Source organism: Pseudomonas sp. MWU12-2319 (assembly GCF_023242525.1).
In the GTDB taxonomy this organism is placed as follows: domain Bacteria; phylum Pseudomonadota; class Gammaproteobacteria; order Pseudomonadales; family Pseudomonadaceae; genus Aquipseudomonas; species Aquipseudomonas gingeri_D.
This window is the reverse complement of the sequence record NZ_JALJES010000011.1, coordinates 25,405-42,474: the sequence shown is the minus strand read 5'-3', so window position 1 is coordinate 42,474 and position 17,070 is coordinate 25,405. Positions and strand designations below refer to the sequence as shown.

Sequence of the window (17,070 nt, the reverse complement as noted above, 5' to 3'; positions counted from 1 at the left end):
CCGTCAAAACAACAAACCCCGCTTCGGCGGGGTTTGTCGTTATACAGCGCAATCCGAGTCATCACGCCAGTGGCCATGAGCCACGAGCCCCTATTGTTGCATCGGAACCGGTTGTGGCTGGTAGTAGTAGCCCGGCGGCGGAGGGGGTGGCGGTGCCTGGTAGTAAACCGGCTGCGGCGGCTGGACGTACACTGGCTGCGGCTGGACGTAGACCGGCTGTTGAACGTAAACCGGTGGCTGGGAGTTGGCGCCGACCACACCACCCAGTAAGGCCGCCCCCAAACCATACCCACCACGGGCCTCAGCCTGCCCCGCGACGGCGAGCACGCCCAGGAGCACGACGGCTATTTTTGCTCTTGAGAGCGGAGTCATCATGATAAATCCTCTTTTCTGCATCAAACCGGCTATTTTAATAAATGCTCCGGGAATACTGATCAGACCGTTTTTCCTGGGGAATACGTCACGCGCCAAAGTAAATACTTGGTAAATTTTGTATCTCATTTGTTACCTTTAACTTCCCCCCCGCCGCCCGGCAGTTCCAAAAATACAGAAACCCCCTCATAAATGGATTGAACTCACCGATCCAACACCAACTTCCGGCTATTTTTTATGTATATAAAACGATACACGATATAAAAACAGCGCGACATATTAAATGCAGCACGGCGATAGCAGTATGCCTGCACCCTCGCACCCGCCATTTTGACCACGCCTCGACGGCGCAAGGGTGTCAGCCGGGTCCTGCCTTTTGGCCGCGCAAACAAACAGGTCCCGTTTTCAGGTGGGACCTGCATCACTCAGAACATCACGGTGACCAGCGAGCACTTAACGCGGCGCCGGAACCGGTTGTGGCGCGTAGTAGTAGCCCGGAGGCGGTGCCTGGTAGTAGACCGGCGGCGGTTGCTGGATATACACCGGCTGCGGCTGGACGTAAACCGGCTGTTGAACGTAAACCGGTTGGGAGTTGGCGACAACCGAGCCCACTACGAGCCCGCCGACCACCGCACCCAACAGGGCCGGACCGCCCCAACCCCAGCCGTAACCGTGGCCGTAGCCATAGTGGCCGTAACCGTACCCACCCCGGGCATCAGCCTGCCCTGCAATGGCGAGTACGCCAACAAGCAAGACAGCTACTTTCATTTTTGAGAGTCGACTAATCATGATAAGTCCTCTGCATTTGCACCGAACCGGATTTAATAATATCCCCGGGCATACCTTTCAGACAGTTCTTTTTGATGAATTCGCAACGTGCCAAAGTAAAGACTAGGTAAAGTTTGTACCCCGTTCGTCACTTGACATCGAAACCGAATTAAACACCTGCTTTGGGCAGTTTCATGAATACGAAAATAAGCCCGCAAATGAATGGCTTCCGCCCTCCCCCTCTCAACTTTTGACACGTTTATATGTATATAAAACCATACTCGGCGGCGACGACTTCGATGCGCTGACGGCGGAACGCTATGGCTGGCTCAATCGTGCGTTACCGGATGTCGAGCTGGATGGTTTCGTCGACCGGCTTGCCAGACGAATCGCCTCGTTCGACGGTCAGGCCCGGGCGAACGCGCCGCCGGACTGGGCCTTGAGTTCGAGCTGCGCATGGGTCACCCCCTAGGGTGGTTGTAGTGCCTTCTCTGATATGAAATTCTCTCAAGCATCACCTTTTTTGAACTCACCTCAATGTCTCGCTCCCAACGTCTCCTGGCCTTGATCCAGATTTTACGGTGCCACCGCTTTCCGGTGGCCGGTGCAGTGCTGGCCCAGGAGCTTGGCATCACCTTGCGCAGCCTCTACAGGGACATCGGGACCTTGAAGGAACAAGGCGCAAATATCGAGGGGGTAGCCGGACTGGGATTTGTGCTGCACCCCGGCTTTCTACTTCCGCCACTGATGTTTTCAGAGGAGGAGATAGAGGCCCTCGTCCTGGGTTCGCGCTGGGTAGTCGAGCGTGCAGATGAACGCTTGGGTCGGGCAGCACGTAATGCCCTGGATAAAATTTCGGCGGTCCTTCCATCAGGCCTGAGGGACGAACTGGACGCCTCTGCGCTACTCATCGGGCCCAGCACCTCGCCGTTGCCGGTAGACATTGTGCAGCCGCTGATTCGCCAGGCGATCAGGGCAGAACTGAAAGTGGACATCGTCTACCAGGACTTGAAAGGCGAACAGTCCTGCCGAATCATCTGGCCGTTTGCTCTGGGTTATTTTGATGAAGCCCGCGTACTGGTGGCCTGGTGCGAACTGCGTGAGGGCTTTCGGCATTTCCGCAGTGACCGGATAACCGAATTCAAGGTGGCCCAGGAGCGATATCCGCGCCGACGCCAGGCACTGCTGAAGGCTTGGCGTCTACAGGAAGGAATCAGGCCCCAATAGGCGATGACTGCTGACAAAAATGGGTAGGGGCCTGCGTAGGATAGAAAGCGCCAGTCAGCACTGTGCTGATAGCACCACTTCCATCCCAGGCCAGGAGCCCTTCAATGATCAAGCCCAATTTTTTCATCTTGTATGTCGACAGCCCAGAAGCCAGCGCCCGCGTCTACGCCGATTTGTTCGGTAGCGCGGCGATAGAGGCTTCGGCCACGTTTGCGATGTTCGCCTTGGGCTCCGGGGTCATGTTGGGTCTTTGGTCGAAGCACACGGTGGAACCACGGGTCGCCGACATCGGGGTTGCCGGAGAAGTAGCGTTCTCCGTCGCGGAAAAATCGCTGGTTGAGTCAACCTATCAAGCGTGGCTCGCCAAGGGGCTGAGCATTCTCCAGACACCGGTAGAGATGGATTTCGGCTATACCTTTGTCGCCCTTGATCCGGACGGTCATCGACTGCGTGTGTTCGCTTCGTCGGACGCCTAGTGGCGGACCAGGCGAGCACCTCCCCAGGTCGGCAATCCCACTCACCCGCAGTGTCGGCGGGCGAGTGGGGCCAACTCCCGCGCTCCGCCTTGTCAGTCGTCTTCTTCAAGCAGCAACAGCGCACTCAGCGTCTGGCGCTTCCTGATCAGACGATGCTCGCTACCCGTCACCAACACCTCCGCCGCCTGGGTACGGCTGTTGTAGTTGGAAGACATGGAGGCGCCGTAAGCGCCAGCGGTATGGAAAACCAGATAATCGCCGACCTCGGCACTGGGCAACAGGCGAGACTCGACGATCCCACCTTCAGACTGGGTGAAGACGTCGCCGGACTCGCAAAGAGGTCCGGCCACAACCGTCGCCCGCATAGGCAATGGCTGATCGCGCCGGGTCAGCAACGATATCTCGTGATAACTGCCGTACAGCGAGGGACGCATCAGGTCATTGAAGCCGGCATCGACCAGGGTGAAATGGTTACCGCCCATTGGCTTGGTGGCACGCACTTCCGATACCAGTACACCGGCCTCTGCCACCAGGAAGCGCCCCGGCTCGATTTCCAGGCGAACCGGGTGGCCCAGATGGCGTTCAATCTGCTTGCGGGCGTGGTCCCATTGGGCAAAGTAATGATCGACATCCACAGGCTGTTCGCCCGCTCGGTAGGGCACTGACAATCCGCCACCGGCTGAAATGGCCTCGATATCCTGATCCAGGCCCACGACCAATTCCGCCATGGTGCTGCACACTTGCTGCAGATGCTGGTAATCCACCCCGGAGCCGATGTGCATATGTAGGCCCACCAGATGCAGGCCGTAGTCCCGAACCAGCCTCAGGGCTTCGTCCAGCTGGGTGTGCCAGATCCCATGTTTACTGTTTTCGCCGCCGGTATTGGTCTTGCGGCTGTGCCCGTGACCGAAGCCCGGGTTGATCCGCAGCCATACGCGGTGGCCGGAGGAAAGCGGCCCCAGTTGATGCAGCATGTCAATGGAGCCGATATTGACCTCGACTTGCGTCTCCACTACTCGCTGCAAAGTGGCCCGATCAAACACATCGGCCGTAAACACGATACCTGCCGCTCCCGCCACAGAATCGGTACTGAATCCGGCCTGCAACGCCCGCTCGATCTCGCCGAGAGAAACCGCATCCACCCTCGCTCCGGCCTCGCGCATCAAACGCAAAATATGGAGGTTGGAACAGGCTTTCTGGGCAAAACGCACTGTGTCAAATGCGCAAAGCTGCCGGATGCGCTCTTGAATCAAGCGACCGTCATACACCCACAAAGGAGTGCCATGTTGCTCGGCCAGTTGCAACAGCAAGTTGTCAGCGAGGGTTTTCATATCAGCAGGTCTCAGGCAAGCAATGCGCGCGCAGCAAGGGGCTATCGCGCAGTCGGCGGCATGATGACGAAACAAGACTCAATCATAAAATATCAATATTCAGAAAGATCATTCATTTATGATATGGCTTTCGAAATCGGTGAGCAGATCCATGTCAGCCACGTTGCGCCATATAGAAGTGTTCAGGGCCGTGATGACCAGCGGCAGCGTGACGGAGGCCGCGGCCATGTTGCATACCTCCCAACCGACGGTCAGTCGCGAACTGGCGCGTTTTGAGCAACTGACTCAACTCAAACTGTTTGATCGCGTGCGCGGCCGCCTGCGACCGACGGCACAGGCCCTCTCGCTGTTCGAGGAGGTGCAACGGGCCTACTTCGGCTTGGGGCGGATTCTCAATACAGCGGCGTCATTGCGCGAGTTCGAGCAGGGCCAGCTATCGATTGCCTGCCTGCCGGTGTTCTCGCAATCCTTGCTGCCCAAGGCGTGCCAGCGTTTCGTTACGCAGTTCCCCAAAGCGAGCATGAGCATCACGCAGCAGGAATCACCGTTGCTGGAGGAGTGGCTGTCGGCGCAGCGCTACGACCTGGGGCTGACCGAAGTGGCGAATGCGCCGCCGGGGACAGAGCTGTCCCCCTTGATGACGGTGGATGAAGTCTGCGTCTTACCGACTGGCCATCCGCTTTTGGAAAAATCGGTTCTGGCACCTGAAGACTTTGCCTTGAAACCCTTTATCAGCTTGTCCAGCCTCGATAGCTACCGGCAACAGATAGACGAAATTTTCCGACAAGCCCAGGTCGAGCGACACAGGGTGCTGGAGACCCACAGTGCCGCTTCGGTCTGCGCTATGGTTCGCGAGCGTGTCGGCCTGGCCATCGTCAACCCGCTGACAGCCCTGGACTTCGTCGGGCAAGGCCTGGAGATCCGCCCCTTCACCGTTTCGATCCCCTTTACCGTCAGCCTGATCAAACCTTTGCACCGCCCGGCTTCCAGGCTGGTCAGCCTGTTTGAGGAAGCCTTGCGGGAAGAGGCTGCAGCAATTGAAGCCCGATTGGCGGCGATCAGTGCTCATTCAAGGGTGAACTTGTAGACTCCAGGCATTGATGCTCTTACCAGGTACAAGGACGTATGAACCTGCTCGACGATATGCTGACCGAAGTGATTGTTCGCGCCATCTGCTTTCCCGTCGGCTGGCCCGTCGTGAAGTTGCTGACGCGAGGTAAATACCCAGCCAAGGGCTCATGGTTCGCCGATACACCGCAAGCTCAATGGACTACTGCTGTGGGACTTGCGGCCCTGGTTATCGCCATGATAGCGGCACTGAAACAGTTTGCTTTCCCATAGCCAGCAGAGCCTGTCGTCAGCGCGAAACGTTGGCCATGTTCAGCGCCGACTCGATAGGCTCCCCTCTATGACTCATATGTCAGAGATGAAAAGCCTGCCGGCCAACCAGCAACCATTTGCCATGCTGCTTCTGCCAGACTTGGAAGTTCTCGATCTCAGTGGGAATCAACTCGCTGCCCTTGATCGCCTGTCCCGAAAAGTGATGGCGGACGAACGCCACGTCACCTGACAGGGTGATGGTCTGGTTCTGCATCTCCAGCGTCTTGAACGCGCTTTTCCCTGTTTCGATATCGCCGATAAAGTCCTTCTTGCCCTGCACCTTCCCGCTGGAATGCCCGTAGGTCAGGTTCTCGGAGGTCAGGGCTTTCAACTCAGGGATATCCCTGGTCAACATGGCCTGGGTCAGGTGATCCACTGCGGCGGCAACCTCCTTCTCTCCCGTCGAAGGGGCTGCGGCTACGTAGCCACTGAAGAGGCACAGGAAACCAATAAGCAGCTTGATTCTTGTCATGGGGTAATTCCTTGTTGTTATGGGCACGGGGGCGGTTTTAGCTGCCGACAATATCGTCAGTCATCGTACAACACAACAGGCTTTTGCCGGGCAGACCGACGGACGAAGTGCTTGATGAATCCACCGCTCCGGCCTAGCTTCGTGACACGTGCCGTTGAACGCCTGGCCGTACCGCCAACCTACGCAAAAGGATTAACCCATGCCTTTAGTCAGAATCGATGTGGCCGCCGACACCGCTCCTGAAACCATTGCCACCATCAGCGATGTGGTTTACCTGGCCATGGTCCATACCGCCAATGTGCCTGAACACGACAAGTTTCAGATCATCAACCGCCATGCCAGGGATGAGTTGGTCTATCCCGCTGACGGTTATCTCGGTATTACCTATACACCGAACATCGTGTTTATCCAGGTGACCTGGAATGCCGGACGAACGGTTGCGGTCAAGAAGGCGTTCTACAGGGCGATCGCCGAGGGGATTCATACCCGGACCGGGCTGCGTAAAGAGGACGTGTGGATCAACCTGATCGATGTAAAACGCGAGGACTGGTCGTTCGGCAACGGCGAGATGCAGTACGCGCCAACGGAATGAGATGACATTTTAAATATTGGGGTGGCGCGCTCAATACGACGCCCCATTGACGGCTACACTACAAGGCAAGGCCGCCTATCATTCGTTCAGTTGATAGTAACCATCAAGGAATGCAAGTTCAGTTTTTCTGTCAAAGGAGGAGGATAGCGTCATGCCGAACCGACTTCAGAAGGAAAACGCGCGATGAGAATTTCTACCTTGCTGGCTCTTGTCGCCGTATTGACCGGCGGCTTCGTCGCTACCGTCCCAGCCTACGCGGCGGACGATCAATCCTGCCATTTCCTGCCGGTGGCCGACAGTGCCGCCAGCCTCAAGCACGCCCAATCGGTGGGGGTGCTTTACAGTGAAAACACCGTCAGCACCCTCCAGTACCTTGAGCGCTACCATAGCGTTGCGCTGAGCGGTGCGAAGAATGCGGCACTGGACCCACGCATCAGCGACGCCTTCGTCAACAGCTCAGATCCGAAGCTGGCCATCGACTGGCTCATGGGCTCGCTGCAGAAACAGTTCAGCTCGGTGACCGTCTACGACAACCTCGACGCGCTGGTAAAGGCCCGTCCTGACGTGGTGGTGATGCTCGACACCTACAGCCGTCTGGTGACCAAGCGCAACAGCCAGTTCGAAGCGCGTTTCGTCGCCACGTTCTACGACTCGAACCTGCAGTACATCGGCAAGGCCGAAGGCTTCGGTGGCAAGGAACTGCCTTCGGTCTGGGTCCATGGCAAGGCCGCGCCGGAGATTGCCGCGCAAATCAACCAGCAACGCGATTTGCAGGTCAATGCCCTGAAGCAATTCGATGCCTCGCTCAAAGCCTTGGTGACCACCGGTGAAACCGATCGGGTCGCCACCAACTGATTCCATACATCGCCAGGGGAAGCCACGCTTCCCCTGCTATTTTCTACTCGCCAGCAATCAATATCCCGCCACTATTGGCGTCAATACAAGTGCCTTCGAACACGACACGATTAAACATTAAGATTCGCATTTAAGAACATAAGCAATATGCAGACGAAACAAATTTTCAATCGCCCTGATTATTTAAATAGCCTGTGTATCCCCTTCAACTTTTGAGTATGCTTTATCCCTTGAACTCGTCTGTTTCAAGGCGAACGCCAATGATTGCCAATGACCTCAGAACCCACACCTGGTTAGTCGACTAGCCTGGTGCGCCGCGGGCTGAGAGTCATTTGCAAATAAGGGAAGAAGTTTCTAATGAACGATGAACAGTTCTCCGACGAACACGAGGACGAACGCTACAGTCCTGCCGAACGTGCGGCAGCGGCGTCCCGTTGTACCTGGGTCAGTGTCGGGGTCAACCTGGCGTTGTCCTGCATTCAGATCATCGTCGGTATCCTGTCGAAATCCCAAGGCCTGATCGCCGACGGTATTCATTCCCTGTCGGATTTGATTGCCGACTTTGTGGTGTTGTTCGCCGGCCATAAAAGCAAGCAGGACGCCGACGAAGGCCATCCCTATGGGCACCTGCGCTTTGAAACCGCCGCCTCGATGATCCTCGGGCTCCTGCTGCTGGCCGTGGGCATCGGCATGATCGGTTCGGCCGTGCTCAAGCTGCAAACCCCGGAATCCATCCAGAAAGTACACATCACCGCGCTATGGGTGGCGGGCGCCGCGCTGGTGACCAAGGAACTGCTGTTTCGCTACATGCTCGCCGTGGCGAAGAAGGTGAAGTCTAGCCTGTTGATTGCCAATGCCTGGCATGCACGCTCGGATGCGGCCTCGTCGCTGGTGGTCGGTGTCGGGATTGTCGGCAATCTGGCGGGCTATCCGATTCTTGATCCGATTGCCGCACTGGTGGTCGGCGGCATGATTGCCAGGATGGGCTGGTCGTTCGGCTGGAACGCCTTGAACGACCTGATGGACAGCGCCGCCGATGAAGAAGAGGTGGCGTCCATCCGCACTACGCTCCTGGAAACCCCCGGCATCAAGGGTGTGCACGATGTACGCACACGCAAGATGGGCGACATGCTCGCGGTCGATGCACATATCGAAGTCGAGGCTTCTATTTCCGTTGAAGAAGGGCATGCGATTGCCGTGGCCGCGCGTGAAAATGTCATGCTGCGCCATCGGGTCCTGAACCTGATGACGCACATTGACCCCTGGCATCGGCCGGACCTGGACCATCTCGACCCGTCCAGATCCGGAGCCTGAAACCTGGGCTCTTCCACGGGCCTTTTAACGGCTGTTCTTCAGACTCCTGCGCGCCGCATGCCGCTCCAGCGCCAGTTCGATCAAGCGGCTTACCAGCTCGCTATAGCTCATCCCCGCCGCCTGCCAGAGCTTGGGGTACATGCTGATGCGGGTAAAGCCGGGCAACGAGTTGACCTCGTTGATCAGCACTTCGCCGCCAGTGGTAAGAAACACATCGACCCGCGCCAACCCGGCGCAGCCCAGCACCTGGAACGCCTCGATGGCCTGTGCGCGAATGCGCTCGCTGTCCTCTTCGCTGATCGCCGCCGGCACCACCACTTCGGCGGCCTGCTCATCAATGTATTTACTGTCGTAGGAGTAGAAGCCGCTGCGCACGACGATCTCGCCGCAACCGCTGGCAATCGGTTGGTCGTTGCCGAGGATCGCGCATTCGATCTCCCGCCCGCTGACCGCCGATTCGATCAAGACCTTTTCGTCAAAGCTCAGCGCCAGGGCCAAGGCGGCCTGATACTCCTCGGCGGTCTCCACCTTGCTCACGCCCACCGACGAGCCCTGGTTCGCCGGTTTGATGAACAGTGGCAGGCCCAGCTTCGCCTGTGCGGCCTCGAAGCCGAGCCGCGCGGCGGTGGCCCGGTTCACGGTGATAAAGGGGGTCACCGCCAGCCCGGCATCGCGCAACAGGCGCTTGCTCACGTCCTTGTCCATGCACACCGCCGAGCCGAGCACGTCGGAGCCGACAAAGGGCAGGTCGGTCATGCGCAGCAAGCCTTGCAGGCAACCGTCTTCACCGAGGGTGCCGTGGACGATGGGGAAAATCACATCGACCTGCTCCAGCAGCGCCTGGCTGCTGGTGTCCACCAACTGCTGGCTGGACTTGCCGGGTACCACGGCCAGTTCGCGATTGGATTGGTTCAAGGCGATAAGCGCCGGGTTTTCGGCGTTGATCAGGTAGTTGGAGCTGTCGTTGAGGTGCCAGCGGCCCTGCTTGTCGATACCGATCAGGATCGGCTCGAAACGCTCGCGGTCCAGTGCATCGACCACATTGCGCGCCGATTGCAGCGACACCTCATGCTCCGCCCCCAACCCACCGAAAATAATCCCGACTCGCAACTTGCCCATCTTCCGACCTCGTGTCCAAATCTGTGTTTCAGGGAGATTCCCTTTGTGCGCAGACTATTCGCAAGGCGCTGGTTTGGCATCCCCTGATTTACGCTTTTTTTGAACACTACAGCACTCTAGGAGCCGGCTTGCTGGCGATTGCGGTGCAAGATGCAACGCGGTTGTCACTGGCAATTACGATGCACTACGCACCGCTGCCATCGCCAGCAAGCCGGTTCCTACAGAACTCGCATCATTCGTTTCGCCAATGCACATTCACCGTCTGGCCAGCCATACCATTGAGGACAACGCTCTGCCGGTCCTCGTGACCATTACGGCGGCTGACAACCTCATATTTGCCCTCGGGCAACTTGACGTAGACCATCGGTCCGACCTGAGTCAGCGACAACACCGACTCTCCGCCAGCCTTTTGGATCGTAATGTCCACATCGGGCAGGTACTCGCCCTTGGGTCCGACGGTCGAAACAATATGCAGGTTGTAACCACGGGTATGCAGCAATGCCTGGGTCTCATCCTCGCCGACCCCGCCCACCAGGTAAGACACGCCGTTCTGAGTCTGCGGCGACAGCTGTACCGCGTCCTGGTTGATCGGTTCACTGCCACCCACCGCCCAAGCGGTCGAGGACACGCCCAACAGCACAAGCCCGGACAAGGCACAGCCTAAAAGAACACGAATGGAGATCATGATGAACACTCCCTGGCTCCGATGGAGCCCGAGTCTCATCCTTCATGCGGGGCTGTCGCCCGATTTCGTTCGACAGTCGGGTGCGGGTCTCTGGATGGCGAGCAAGCGGCGCGGATGAGCGGGGGTTAACTTCACTTCTCGCAACGACTGCACTTTAAAGTCTAGTGCCGACCGACGGCCCGCTTAGATCAATTTCAAGCCATGGCGGAGGCCGGATAGGACAACCGGTTTCCAGAAATACGGGGGAAAACGCCCGATGGCTGGCATCGGGCGTGGGTCAGGCACGGCAGCGGCTCAAGCGGCGTTCAGCACACTCAGGTCCAGGCGCCCTTCGCGCAACGGCGGGCACCAGTAATAGCCGCCGGTAATCGGCCGGCTGAAGCGATACAAGCCGTCGACGATGCCATCGTCCAGGCCGCTCATACGCCGCAGTTGCGCCTCGAAGGCTTCGAAAGAATGGCCGAATGCCAGGAACATCAGGCCCGCACCCTGCTCGTTCGACCAGGGCATCGAGCGGCGCACCACGAAGGCCTCCGGGGCAAAGCTCTCCTGGGCGGTACGTTTGACGTGGGCGGACTCCGGTGCGTCGTCCAGCTCCTCATTGTCGCTCTTGCGCCGCCCCATGATGTTGTCCTGCTCATGAGCGGGCAGCGCGGCGAAACCATCCAGGTCATGCTGCCACTGCTGGATCGCGGCAAAGCTGCCACCGTCCGCGGCGATCCCCGCCGCCACCGCGGCCTCGTCCACCGGGTTCTCGGTGCCGTCTTCATAACCGGTCAGGTCGTGGCCGCTCTTGTGGCGGAAGGCCTCGGTCATCTGCACCAACTTCAGGGCCGGCGCCAGCGCCTGCTCCAGCGCACGACTGCGCAGCAGCAAATCGCCACGATCTTCACCCTGTAACCAGCACCACAGGGCATGCTGGGTCGACGGATTATCCACACCTACGCCGGTGATAACGGGAAAGGCCCGCAACCCTTGGACATGGCCACCCAGCGCCTGCACCAACGACTCGCCAAAACCGACCACGGTATGCTTTACGTCCACCAGCCGGGTGAGATTGTCGAGTGCGGCCGGCAATGCTTCGGCGGATTCAAGGGCGAAAAACAGGTGGCGTGCCTGCAAGGGCACAGGCTTGGCAAGGATGCCGGGCTGGTAGTGACTCATGGGAGCTCCTTTGGCAAAGCACGGAGTTTACCTTTGTTGCGCTCGCTACGCTTGCGACTGAAGCGACGGCGCCCTCAGAGCTTCTGTGTCATATAACGACCGCGCCCGGTTTTCTTGGCCTGGTACATGACCCGATCAGCAGCCAGCAGCAACGCATCGGCGGAACTCTCGCCGTTGCCCAGGGCGATACCGATCGAGACCCCCACCTGGCAAACCGTGCCGGCAATCAGAAAGGGCGTACTCAGCGCCGCGATGCATTTGGTGGCCACGGTACTCACGGTGTCTTCGGCATCGGTCCCGAGTTCGCTCAGCAGGATCACGAACTCATCACCGCCGATGCGCGCCAGGGTATCGCTCAGCCGCACCACCGCGCCAAAGCGCTTCGCCACCTGACGCAAGACCTCGTCACCGGCCTCGTGCCCAAGGGTGTCATTGATTCGTTTGAAGCCATCGAGGTCCATGAACAACAAGCCGACCTGCGTGCCTTTGCGCTGGGCCTGCGCCAACACCTGACGCAAGCGGCCAGAGAGGTGATGGCGGTTGGGCAAGCCTGTCAGGGTGTCGTGATGGGCGATCTTCTCGAGCTCCGCCTGCTTCTCGTTGAGCTTGAGCAACAGGCGATTGAACGCCGAGATCAAGTGACCGACTTCATCGTTACGCACCACCGGCAGGGGCGCATGGGGCAGTTCGTCTCGGGTCATGCAGTCCGCCTGGGCAGCGGCATGGAACAACGGACGAAAGAAAAAATACAGCACGATGGAACAGATAATGCCGAACAGAAAAATCGAGGCGATGGCCCCCCTGATCAGGAAACGCTGGGTTCGCTCAACGGTTGAAAAGGCCTCGTGGCCAGGCAGGCTGGCCACAATGAACCAACCCGTGCTGGGTACGGAGACCATGGCGCGGAGCTCTTCCTTGCCCTCGGCGTTGAGCGTGATCCCGGTACCGCGAAAACCCGCCATGGCCTGGTCCATCAGGGCATCGAGGCCCGGCCGCGATACCGGCTTGAAACCGATCCCCTGCGTGGAAGATTCGATCTGCAGGCGACTTTCCGGAAAAACCAGCTGGAACTCGCCCGTTGTCGTTCCCCCGCGGCTCTGCAGCAAGGAATCAAGAAACCCGGGGGCGGCGAGCGACATCATGCCAACGATGACGCCCCGGACCTCGCCCTCTGCATTCCTGATCGGCACGGAGATCGGCAGCATCGGTTCCGCCTTCGACCGGCCCTCGATCGGCCGGCCGATAAAGGGCTTACCGGCCAACCCGGCCTGAACATAATCACGATCCGCATAATCGCTATCGGGAGAAGCTTCTTGATTGGGGTCGCCCGCCACCCGCTTGCCACGGGCGTCGACGATAAAGAGATCGGTCGAGATCAGGGCCTGGTAGGGAGATCGGTCCTTCAGCCAGCCGCGCAGTTGTTCAGGCTGCGCCAACAAGTCGAGGGGCATGCTGGCCGCAAGGCGCTCGATCAAGAGCCTGCGCCGAACAATCTTGCTGTCGACATCGTGCGCGACATAAGTCGCCAACGCCAGTTGCTGGCCTTCCACAACGGCGCTCAGGTCCTCGCGCAGGAAGTGGGTCAATACGTAATAGCGCACGATAGCGCCAGACACGACAATGCACAGCGCCAACACCAGCAATCGGGTCAACACGCTGTTGTAGATTCGGGCGAAGGTCAAAACGGCATGATGTTTTTTTGACATTATCGAAGTGTAACCGACGACATTACACTTTTCGCTATTTTCCCCAACGCTACACGCACGCCATAGCAAAGCCTTGCGTAGGCAGAATCGCGCTTAGCCCATATGCACTGAACATCACTTATCAGGAGCTGGACCATGTCAGACACCAGAAACGCCTCATTTGATGCCATCGCCCGGGAACTCGGCTACAGCTTCGAGGGTGAAATGAAGATCGGCGGCAACTACGTACCGGCGGTGCGGAACGATCTTGAAGTCTATGTCAGCGGGCAGATTCCGCGCGTCGATAATACCGTGATGGTGACGGGCCGAGTGGGCGCCGAAACCACACTGGAGCGGGCGCGGCACGGGGCGCAGATCAGCACCATGCGGGCCCTGGCGATTTTGCGCCAGCTGCTCGACGGCGACCTCGGACGGATCAGGAAAGTCCTGCGCATCAATGTGTACGTGCAGAGCGCGGCGGACTTCACTCAACAAAGTGAAGTCGCCGACGGGGCGTCCGAGGTATTGTATTCGGTATTCGGCGAGGCCGGAGTGCATACACGTACCTCGGTCGGGGTGTACCAACTGCCGAAAAACGCCTCGGTCGAGGTGGATATGGTAGTGGCGCTCAACTAGACAACTGGTTGGCGAACTGCCCGACCGCATTGACCACCTTCTGCGCGCCGTCCTGGATCTCGACGATCACCGTGCCCGCCTCTGCCGCCAGCGCAAGACCTTCCTCGGCCTGGGTCTTGCCGCTGTTCATCAGCGACACCGCGTCCCGCGCCATGTCCTGGTTCTGCCGGACCACACCGACGATCTCGTCCGTAGCCTGGCTGGTACGCGAGGCCAACTGCCGCACTTCGTCGGCCACCACCGCAAACCCACGACCCTGCTCACCCGCGCGCGCCGCCTCGATGGCCGCGTTGAGCGCCAGCAGGTTGGTCTGCTCGGCAATGCCGCTGATGGTCTTGACGATGGTGCCGATCACCTGGGACTGCGCATTCAAGGCTTCGATGCCGTCGCTGGCGGTTTGCATGTGCGCGGCCAGATCACGCATCACCTCCACCGCCTGGGTCACCACGGTGGTTCCGCGCTGGGCGGTGCTGTCGGTCTGCAACGAAGTGCTGTAGGCAATGTTCGCCGCCTCGGCCACCGCCTTCTCCTGGTTCACCTGGGCGGTGATCACGGTGGCGAACTTGACCACTTTGTAGAGCTTTTCGTTGGCATCGAGGACCGGGTTATAGGACGCCTCCAGCCAGACCTCGCGACCATGGCTGTCGACCCGCTTGAAGCGACCGGCGACGAACTCACCGGCATTCAGGCGCTTCCAGAACGCCTGGTATTCGGCGCTGCTGGATTCAGCCGGCTCGCAGAAGACACGGTGATGCTTGCCCTGGATCTGCGGCAGGCTGTAACCCATGGCATTGAGGAAGCGGTCGTTGGCGGTGAGCACTTCACCGGCCAGGTTGAACTCGATCACCGCGGTGGAACGCAACAGCGCACCGATCAGGTTTTCGTGCTCGCGGGACGATTCGATGGTGCGGGTCAGATCGTTGGAATAAATCGAAAAATGGCGGATACGTCCCAGGGAATCACGAATCGGCTGCAGGATCGAACGCAGCCAGGCTTCCTGGCCATTACCGCGCAGCAAGCGCACCGCACCGCTGAAATGCTCGCCCCGGGTCAAGGCATTCTTGAAACGCTGCTGAAAGTCAGAATGCTTGAGATAGTCCGGCACGAACTCATCCAGGCTGCGCCCCACCAGCGACGTGCTCGGGTAGAGCATTTCCTGGATGAAATTCTGGTTGGCCGATTCGATGCGACCGTCGGGGTCCAGGGTCAGCACAAGCATTTCCTGCTCCAGGCTATCCTTGACTTGCTGGACGCTGGAGAGTTCTTCGCGAAGAGCCGAGAGCTCCTGCTTCAAGCCTTTGTTAAACATGGGTGGCACCGATGGGCAAATGAAAGCGCGGGTAATCAGTCATTGGCATCGGCTAGGGCAGTTTTTTCTGAAGGCGGATTCCGGGTTATTTCCAGCGAGCGGCCAGCGAACAATTCGACTGAATTTTTTCCGCCCCCCGGGATCACTTTAGAACGACAAGGACGTATCCCCAGGAGGATTCCCAGGTTTATGAGCACGGCAAAGCTTTTCGTTATCGACTACACCCTTAATGGCACGCCCAAGTCTTTCGTGATTCGCTTGGAGCACATGGACAATGCCGAGGCCTGGCACTGGGCCAGTTGTGATGCCGGCGTGGGCCGCATCGGCAAGTTCGGTCGCGAACGGGTGAAGAAAACCAGCAAACCCATGGCCGAGAAATTCGGCATCGACGCGGTGAGCTGGCGCCAGGCCTGAAACATTCCCGCTGCGTGGCCGGGGGCCGTTTGTTGCCCCTGGCCGCGCCCTTATTCCGGCTTGAGCAATGCCTCATAGTCCGGACTGATTTCCGCCAGGATCATCAAGGCCGCCGCCCCCAGCGCCACCGCGTCGTGCCCGGCGGTGCCGAGTTGCAGACGTGGGTACTCGCGGTCGCGACGACTGCTGATGGAACGGCTCAACGGTTCCAGCCCCTCCACCAGCCGATTCATGATCGCGGGCGGCAGGAAACCACTGATCAGGATGGTCTGCGGATCGAGCAGCGACTCGAGGATATTGATCGCCTGGCGCAAGGCCGGCACCGCCTCGTCGAGCCAGGCCTGGACACCAGCGGCAAAGTGCGGCTCGCTCATGTCCCAGGTGCTGATGTCCTGGTCGGCACGCTGGCCCAGGTGCTCGAGCAACGCGGCGATGGAGATGTAGCGCTCCAGGCAACCGTGGTTGCCGCAATGACAGACCTTGCCGCCGGGCACCACAGTCATGTGGCCGATTTCCCCGGCGTTGTGCCAGTGCCCGGAATACAAGCGGTTACCCAGGTACAAGCCGGCCCCCAGGCCGCTGCCGATAAACAGGTGGACGAAGTGCTGCAGGTCGCTGGCAATGCCGTGCAGGCGCTCGCCCATGGTCGCCGCCGTGGCATCGTTTTCCAGCAGCACCGGCAGGCCGACGGCCTGTTGCAGGCGCAGGGCAATATCAGGCTCGTCCCAACCGGACATCGCGGTCGGCCCCACCGCGGTCATGCCCTCGACACTGAACGGTCCCGGCAGAGCCACGCCGACGCCGAGGAAGCGTCCGTGGGGCAGTTGCCCGCGAAATGCCGTTACCGTCTCGAGAATCAGCGGCAAAGCCTCTTCGAAGCTGGGGTAGTTCACCGTCAGGGTGACTTGGGCGCGGGTGTTGCCCAACAGGTCGAGCATCACGCCGATGATCGAGTGCTGCGCCACGTGAAAGCCGAGGGAAAAGCCACCCTCCGGATTGATCGACAACGGCACCGGCGGCTGGCCACGACCGATCTTCTCGGCCGCATGCACCAGCAGCATCCCCTCCTCTTGCAACTCGGCGACAATATTCGACACCGTCTGCGCCGTCAGCGAGGTCAGTCGCGTCAGGTCGGCACGGGTCAGGCGTCCGCCCAGGCGAATGGCTTCGAGGATCACCCGGCGGTTGTGCAGGCGGGCGTGTTCAGCGTTGGTGCCGGTGGTCACCGTGCGGGTGTTCTGGAGACTTTTCATCGGCGAATGATCGGCGTT

At 59.3% G+C, this 17,070-nt stretch carries 20 protein-coding genes; 10 read left to right on the top strand and 10 right to left on the bottom strand.

Going from position 1 to position 17,070, the window contains the following annotated elements; all coding sequences use genetic code 11:
- Positions 1-90: 90 nt before the first annotated feature.
- Both M5C01_RS18605 and M5C01_RS18600 read right to left on the bottom strand, forming a co-directional pair.
- Positions 91-375 carry a hypothetical protein gene (locus M5C01_RS18605; RefSeq protein ID WP_152740133.1) on the bottom strand — a complete coding sequence of 95 codons (285 nt, stop codon included), beginning with the start codon at positions 373-375 and terminating at the stop codon, positions 91-93.
- Between the two features lie 450 nt (positions 376-825).
- Positions 826-1,161, bottom strand: a complete 336-nt coding sequence (locus M5C01_RS18600; RefSeq protein WP_103497530.1) for a hypothetical protein — start codon at positions 1,159-1,161, stop codon at positions 826-828.
- A gap of 229 nt (positions 1,162-1,390) precedes the next feature.
- Here M5C01_RS18600 and M5C01_RS18595 point away from each other — a divergent pair, with 229 nt between their 5' ends.
- The 3 genes from M5C01_RS18595 to M5C01_RS18585 all read left to right on the top strand — a co-directional run bounded on the left by M5C01_RS18595 (position 1,391) and on the right by M5C01_RS18585 (position 2,843).
- Positions 1,391-1,612, top strand: a complete 222-nt coding sequence (locus M5C01_RS18595) for a hypothetical protein (protein WP_248764372.1) — start codon at positions 1,391-1,393, stop codon at positions 1,610-1,612.
- Between the two features lie 92 nt (positions 1,613-1,704).
- The gene (locus M5C01_RS18590; RefSeq protein ID WP_306110044.1) at positions 1,705-2,367 is read left to right on the top strand and encodes a YafY family protein; all 663 of its coding nucleotides are present in this window, start codon (positions 1,705-1,707) and stop codon (positions 2,365-2,367) included.
- 104 nt (positions 2,368-2,471) lie between these two features.
- The gene (locus M5C01_RS18585) at positions 2,472-2,843 is read left to right on the top strand and encodes a VOC family protein (protein ID WP_152740098.1); all 372 of its coding nucleotides are present in this window, start codon (positions 2,472-2,474) and stop codon (positions 2,841-2,843) included.
- Positions 2,844-2,935: 92 nt separating this feature from the next.
- On the opposite strand, the gene lysA is transcribed toward M5C01_RS18585, so the two are convergent.
- Positions 2,936-4,174, bottom strand: coding sequence for a diaminopimelate decarboxylase (lysA, locus tag M5C01_RS18580; protein WP_152740099.1), 1,239 nt, complete (start codon positions 4,172-4,174; stop codon positions 2,936-2,938).
- Positions 4,175-4,367: 193 nt separating this feature from the next.
- Here lysA and M5C01_RS18575 point away from each other — a divergent pair, with 193 nt between their 5' ends.
- Both M5C01_RS18575 and M5C01_RS18570 read left to right on the top strand, forming a co-directional pair.
- A complete protein-coding gene (locus M5C01_RS18575) occupies positions 4,368-5,261 on the top strand; it encodes a LysR family transcriptional regulator (protein WP_248746813.1) in 894 nt (297 codons plus the stop codon).
- A 38-nt stretch (positions 5,262-5,299) separates the two neighbouring features.
- Complete coding sequence (locus M5C01_RS18570) at positions 5,300-5,515, top strand: hypothetical protein (RefSeq protein WP_152740100.1); 216 nt, start codon at positions 5,300-5,302, stop codon at positions 5,513-5,515.
- A 79-nt stretch (positions 5,516-5,594) separates the two neighbouring features.
- Here M5C01_RS18570 and M5C01_RS18565 read toward each other — a convergent pair whose 3' ends face one another.
- Positions 5,595-6,026, bottom strand: a complete 432-nt coding sequence (locus M5C01_RS18565; RefSeq protein ID WP_103497536.1) for a nuclear transport factor 2 family protein — start codon at positions 6,024-6,026, stop codon at positions 5,595-5,597.
- Positions 6,027-6,225: 199 nt separating this feature from the next.
- On the opposite strand from M5C01_RS18565, the gene M5C01_RS18560 reads away from it, so the two are divergent.
- The 3 genes from M5C01_RS18560 to M5C01_RS18550 all read left to right on the top strand — a co-directional run bounded on the left by M5C01_RS18560 (position 6,226) and on the right by M5C01_RS18550 (position 8,787).
- Complete coding sequence (locus M5C01_RS18560) at positions 6,226-6,618, top strand: tautomerase family protein (protein WP_152740101.1); 393 nt, start codon at positions 6,226-6,228, stop codon at positions 6,616-6,618.
- Between the two features lie 183 nt (positions 6,619-6,801).
- The gene (locus tag M5C01_RS18555) at positions 6,802-7,473 is read left to right on the top strand and encodes an ATPase (protein WP_103497538.1); all 672 of its coding nucleotides are present in this window, start codon (positions 6,802-6,804) and stop codon (positions 7,471-7,473) included.
- 357 nt (positions 7,474-7,830) lie between these two features.
- The gene (locus M5C01_RS18550; RefSeq protein WP_103497539.1) at positions 7,831-8,787 is read left to right on the top strand and encodes a cation diffusion facilitator family transporter; all 957 of its coding nucleotides are present in this window, start codon (positions 7,831-7,833) and stop codon (positions 8,785-8,787) included.
- Between the two features lie 24 nt (positions 8,788-8,811).
- Here the strand turns inward: M5C01_RS18550 and ddlA are convergent, their stop codons facing one another.
- From ddlA to M5C01_RS18530, 4 genes are all read right to left on the bottom strand, one after another.
- Positions 8,812-9,906, bottom strand: a complete 1,095-nt coding sequence (gene ddlA, locus M5C01_RS18545; RefSeq protein ID WP_152740102.1) for a D-alanine--D-alanine ligase — start codon at positions 9,904-9,906, stop codon at positions 8,812-8,814.
- 232 nt (positions 9,907-10,138) lie between these two features.
- Complete coding sequence (locus M5C01_RS18540) at positions 10,139-10,591, bottom strand: carboxypeptidase regulatory-like domain-containing protein (RefSeq protein WP_152740103.1); 453 nt, start codon at positions 10,589-10,591, stop codon at positions 10,139-10,141.
- A 294-nt stretch (positions 10,592-10,885) separates the two neighbouring features.
- Positions 10,886-11,755, bottom strand: a complete 870-nt coding sequence (locus M5C01_RS18535) for a Dyp-type peroxidase (RefSeq protein ID WP_103497542.1) — start codon at positions 11,753-11,755, stop codon at positions 10,886-10,888.
- A gap of 74 nt (positions 11,756-11,829) precedes the next feature.
- Positions 11,830-13,461, bottom strand: coding sequence for a sensor domain-containing diguanylate cyclase (locus M5C01_RS18530; protein ID WP_152740104.1), 1,632 nt, complete (start codon positions 13,459-13,461; stop codon positions 11,830-11,832).
- A gap of 135 nt (positions 13,462-13,596) precedes the next feature.
- Between M5C01_RS18530 and M5C01_RS18525 the strand changes: the two genes are divergently transcribed.
- Positions 13,597-14,076: a RidA family protein gene (locus M5C01_RS18525; protein WP_103497544.1), complete on the top strand. Its 480-nt coding sequence runs from the start codon at positions 13,597-13,599 to the stop codon at positions 14,074-14,076.
- Here the strand turns inward: M5C01_RS18525 and M5C01_RS32915 are convergent.
- Positions 14,069-15,385: a PAS domain-containing methyl-accepting chemotaxis protein gene (locus tag M5C01_RS32915; protein ID WP_103497545.1), complete on the bottom strand. Its 1,317-nt coding sequence runs from the start codon at positions 15,383-15,385 to the stop codon at positions 14,069-14,071. The genes M5C01_RS18525 and M5C01_RS32915 overlap by 8 nt on opposite strands.
- A 189-nt stretch (positions 15,386-15,574) precedes the next feature.
- Here M5C01_RS32915 and M5C01_RS18510 point away from each other — a divergent pair, with 189 nt between their 5' ends.
- Positions 15,575-15,799, top strand: a complete 225-nt coding sequence (locus M5C01_RS18510) for a DUF6555 family protein (RefSeq protein WP_103497546.1) — start codon at positions 15,575-15,577, stop codon at positions 15,797-15,799.
- A 50-nt stretch (positions 15,800-15,849) separates the two neighbouring features.
- Here the strand turns inward: M5C01_RS18510 and M5C01_RS18505 are convergent, their stop codons facing one another.
- Complete coding sequence (locus M5C01_RS18505) at positions 15,850-17,052, bottom strand: ROK family transcriptional regulator (RefSeq protein ID WP_152740105.1); 1,203 nt, start codon at positions 17,050-17,052, stop codon at positions 15,850-15,852.
- Positions 17,053-17,070: the final 18 nt, after the last annotated feature.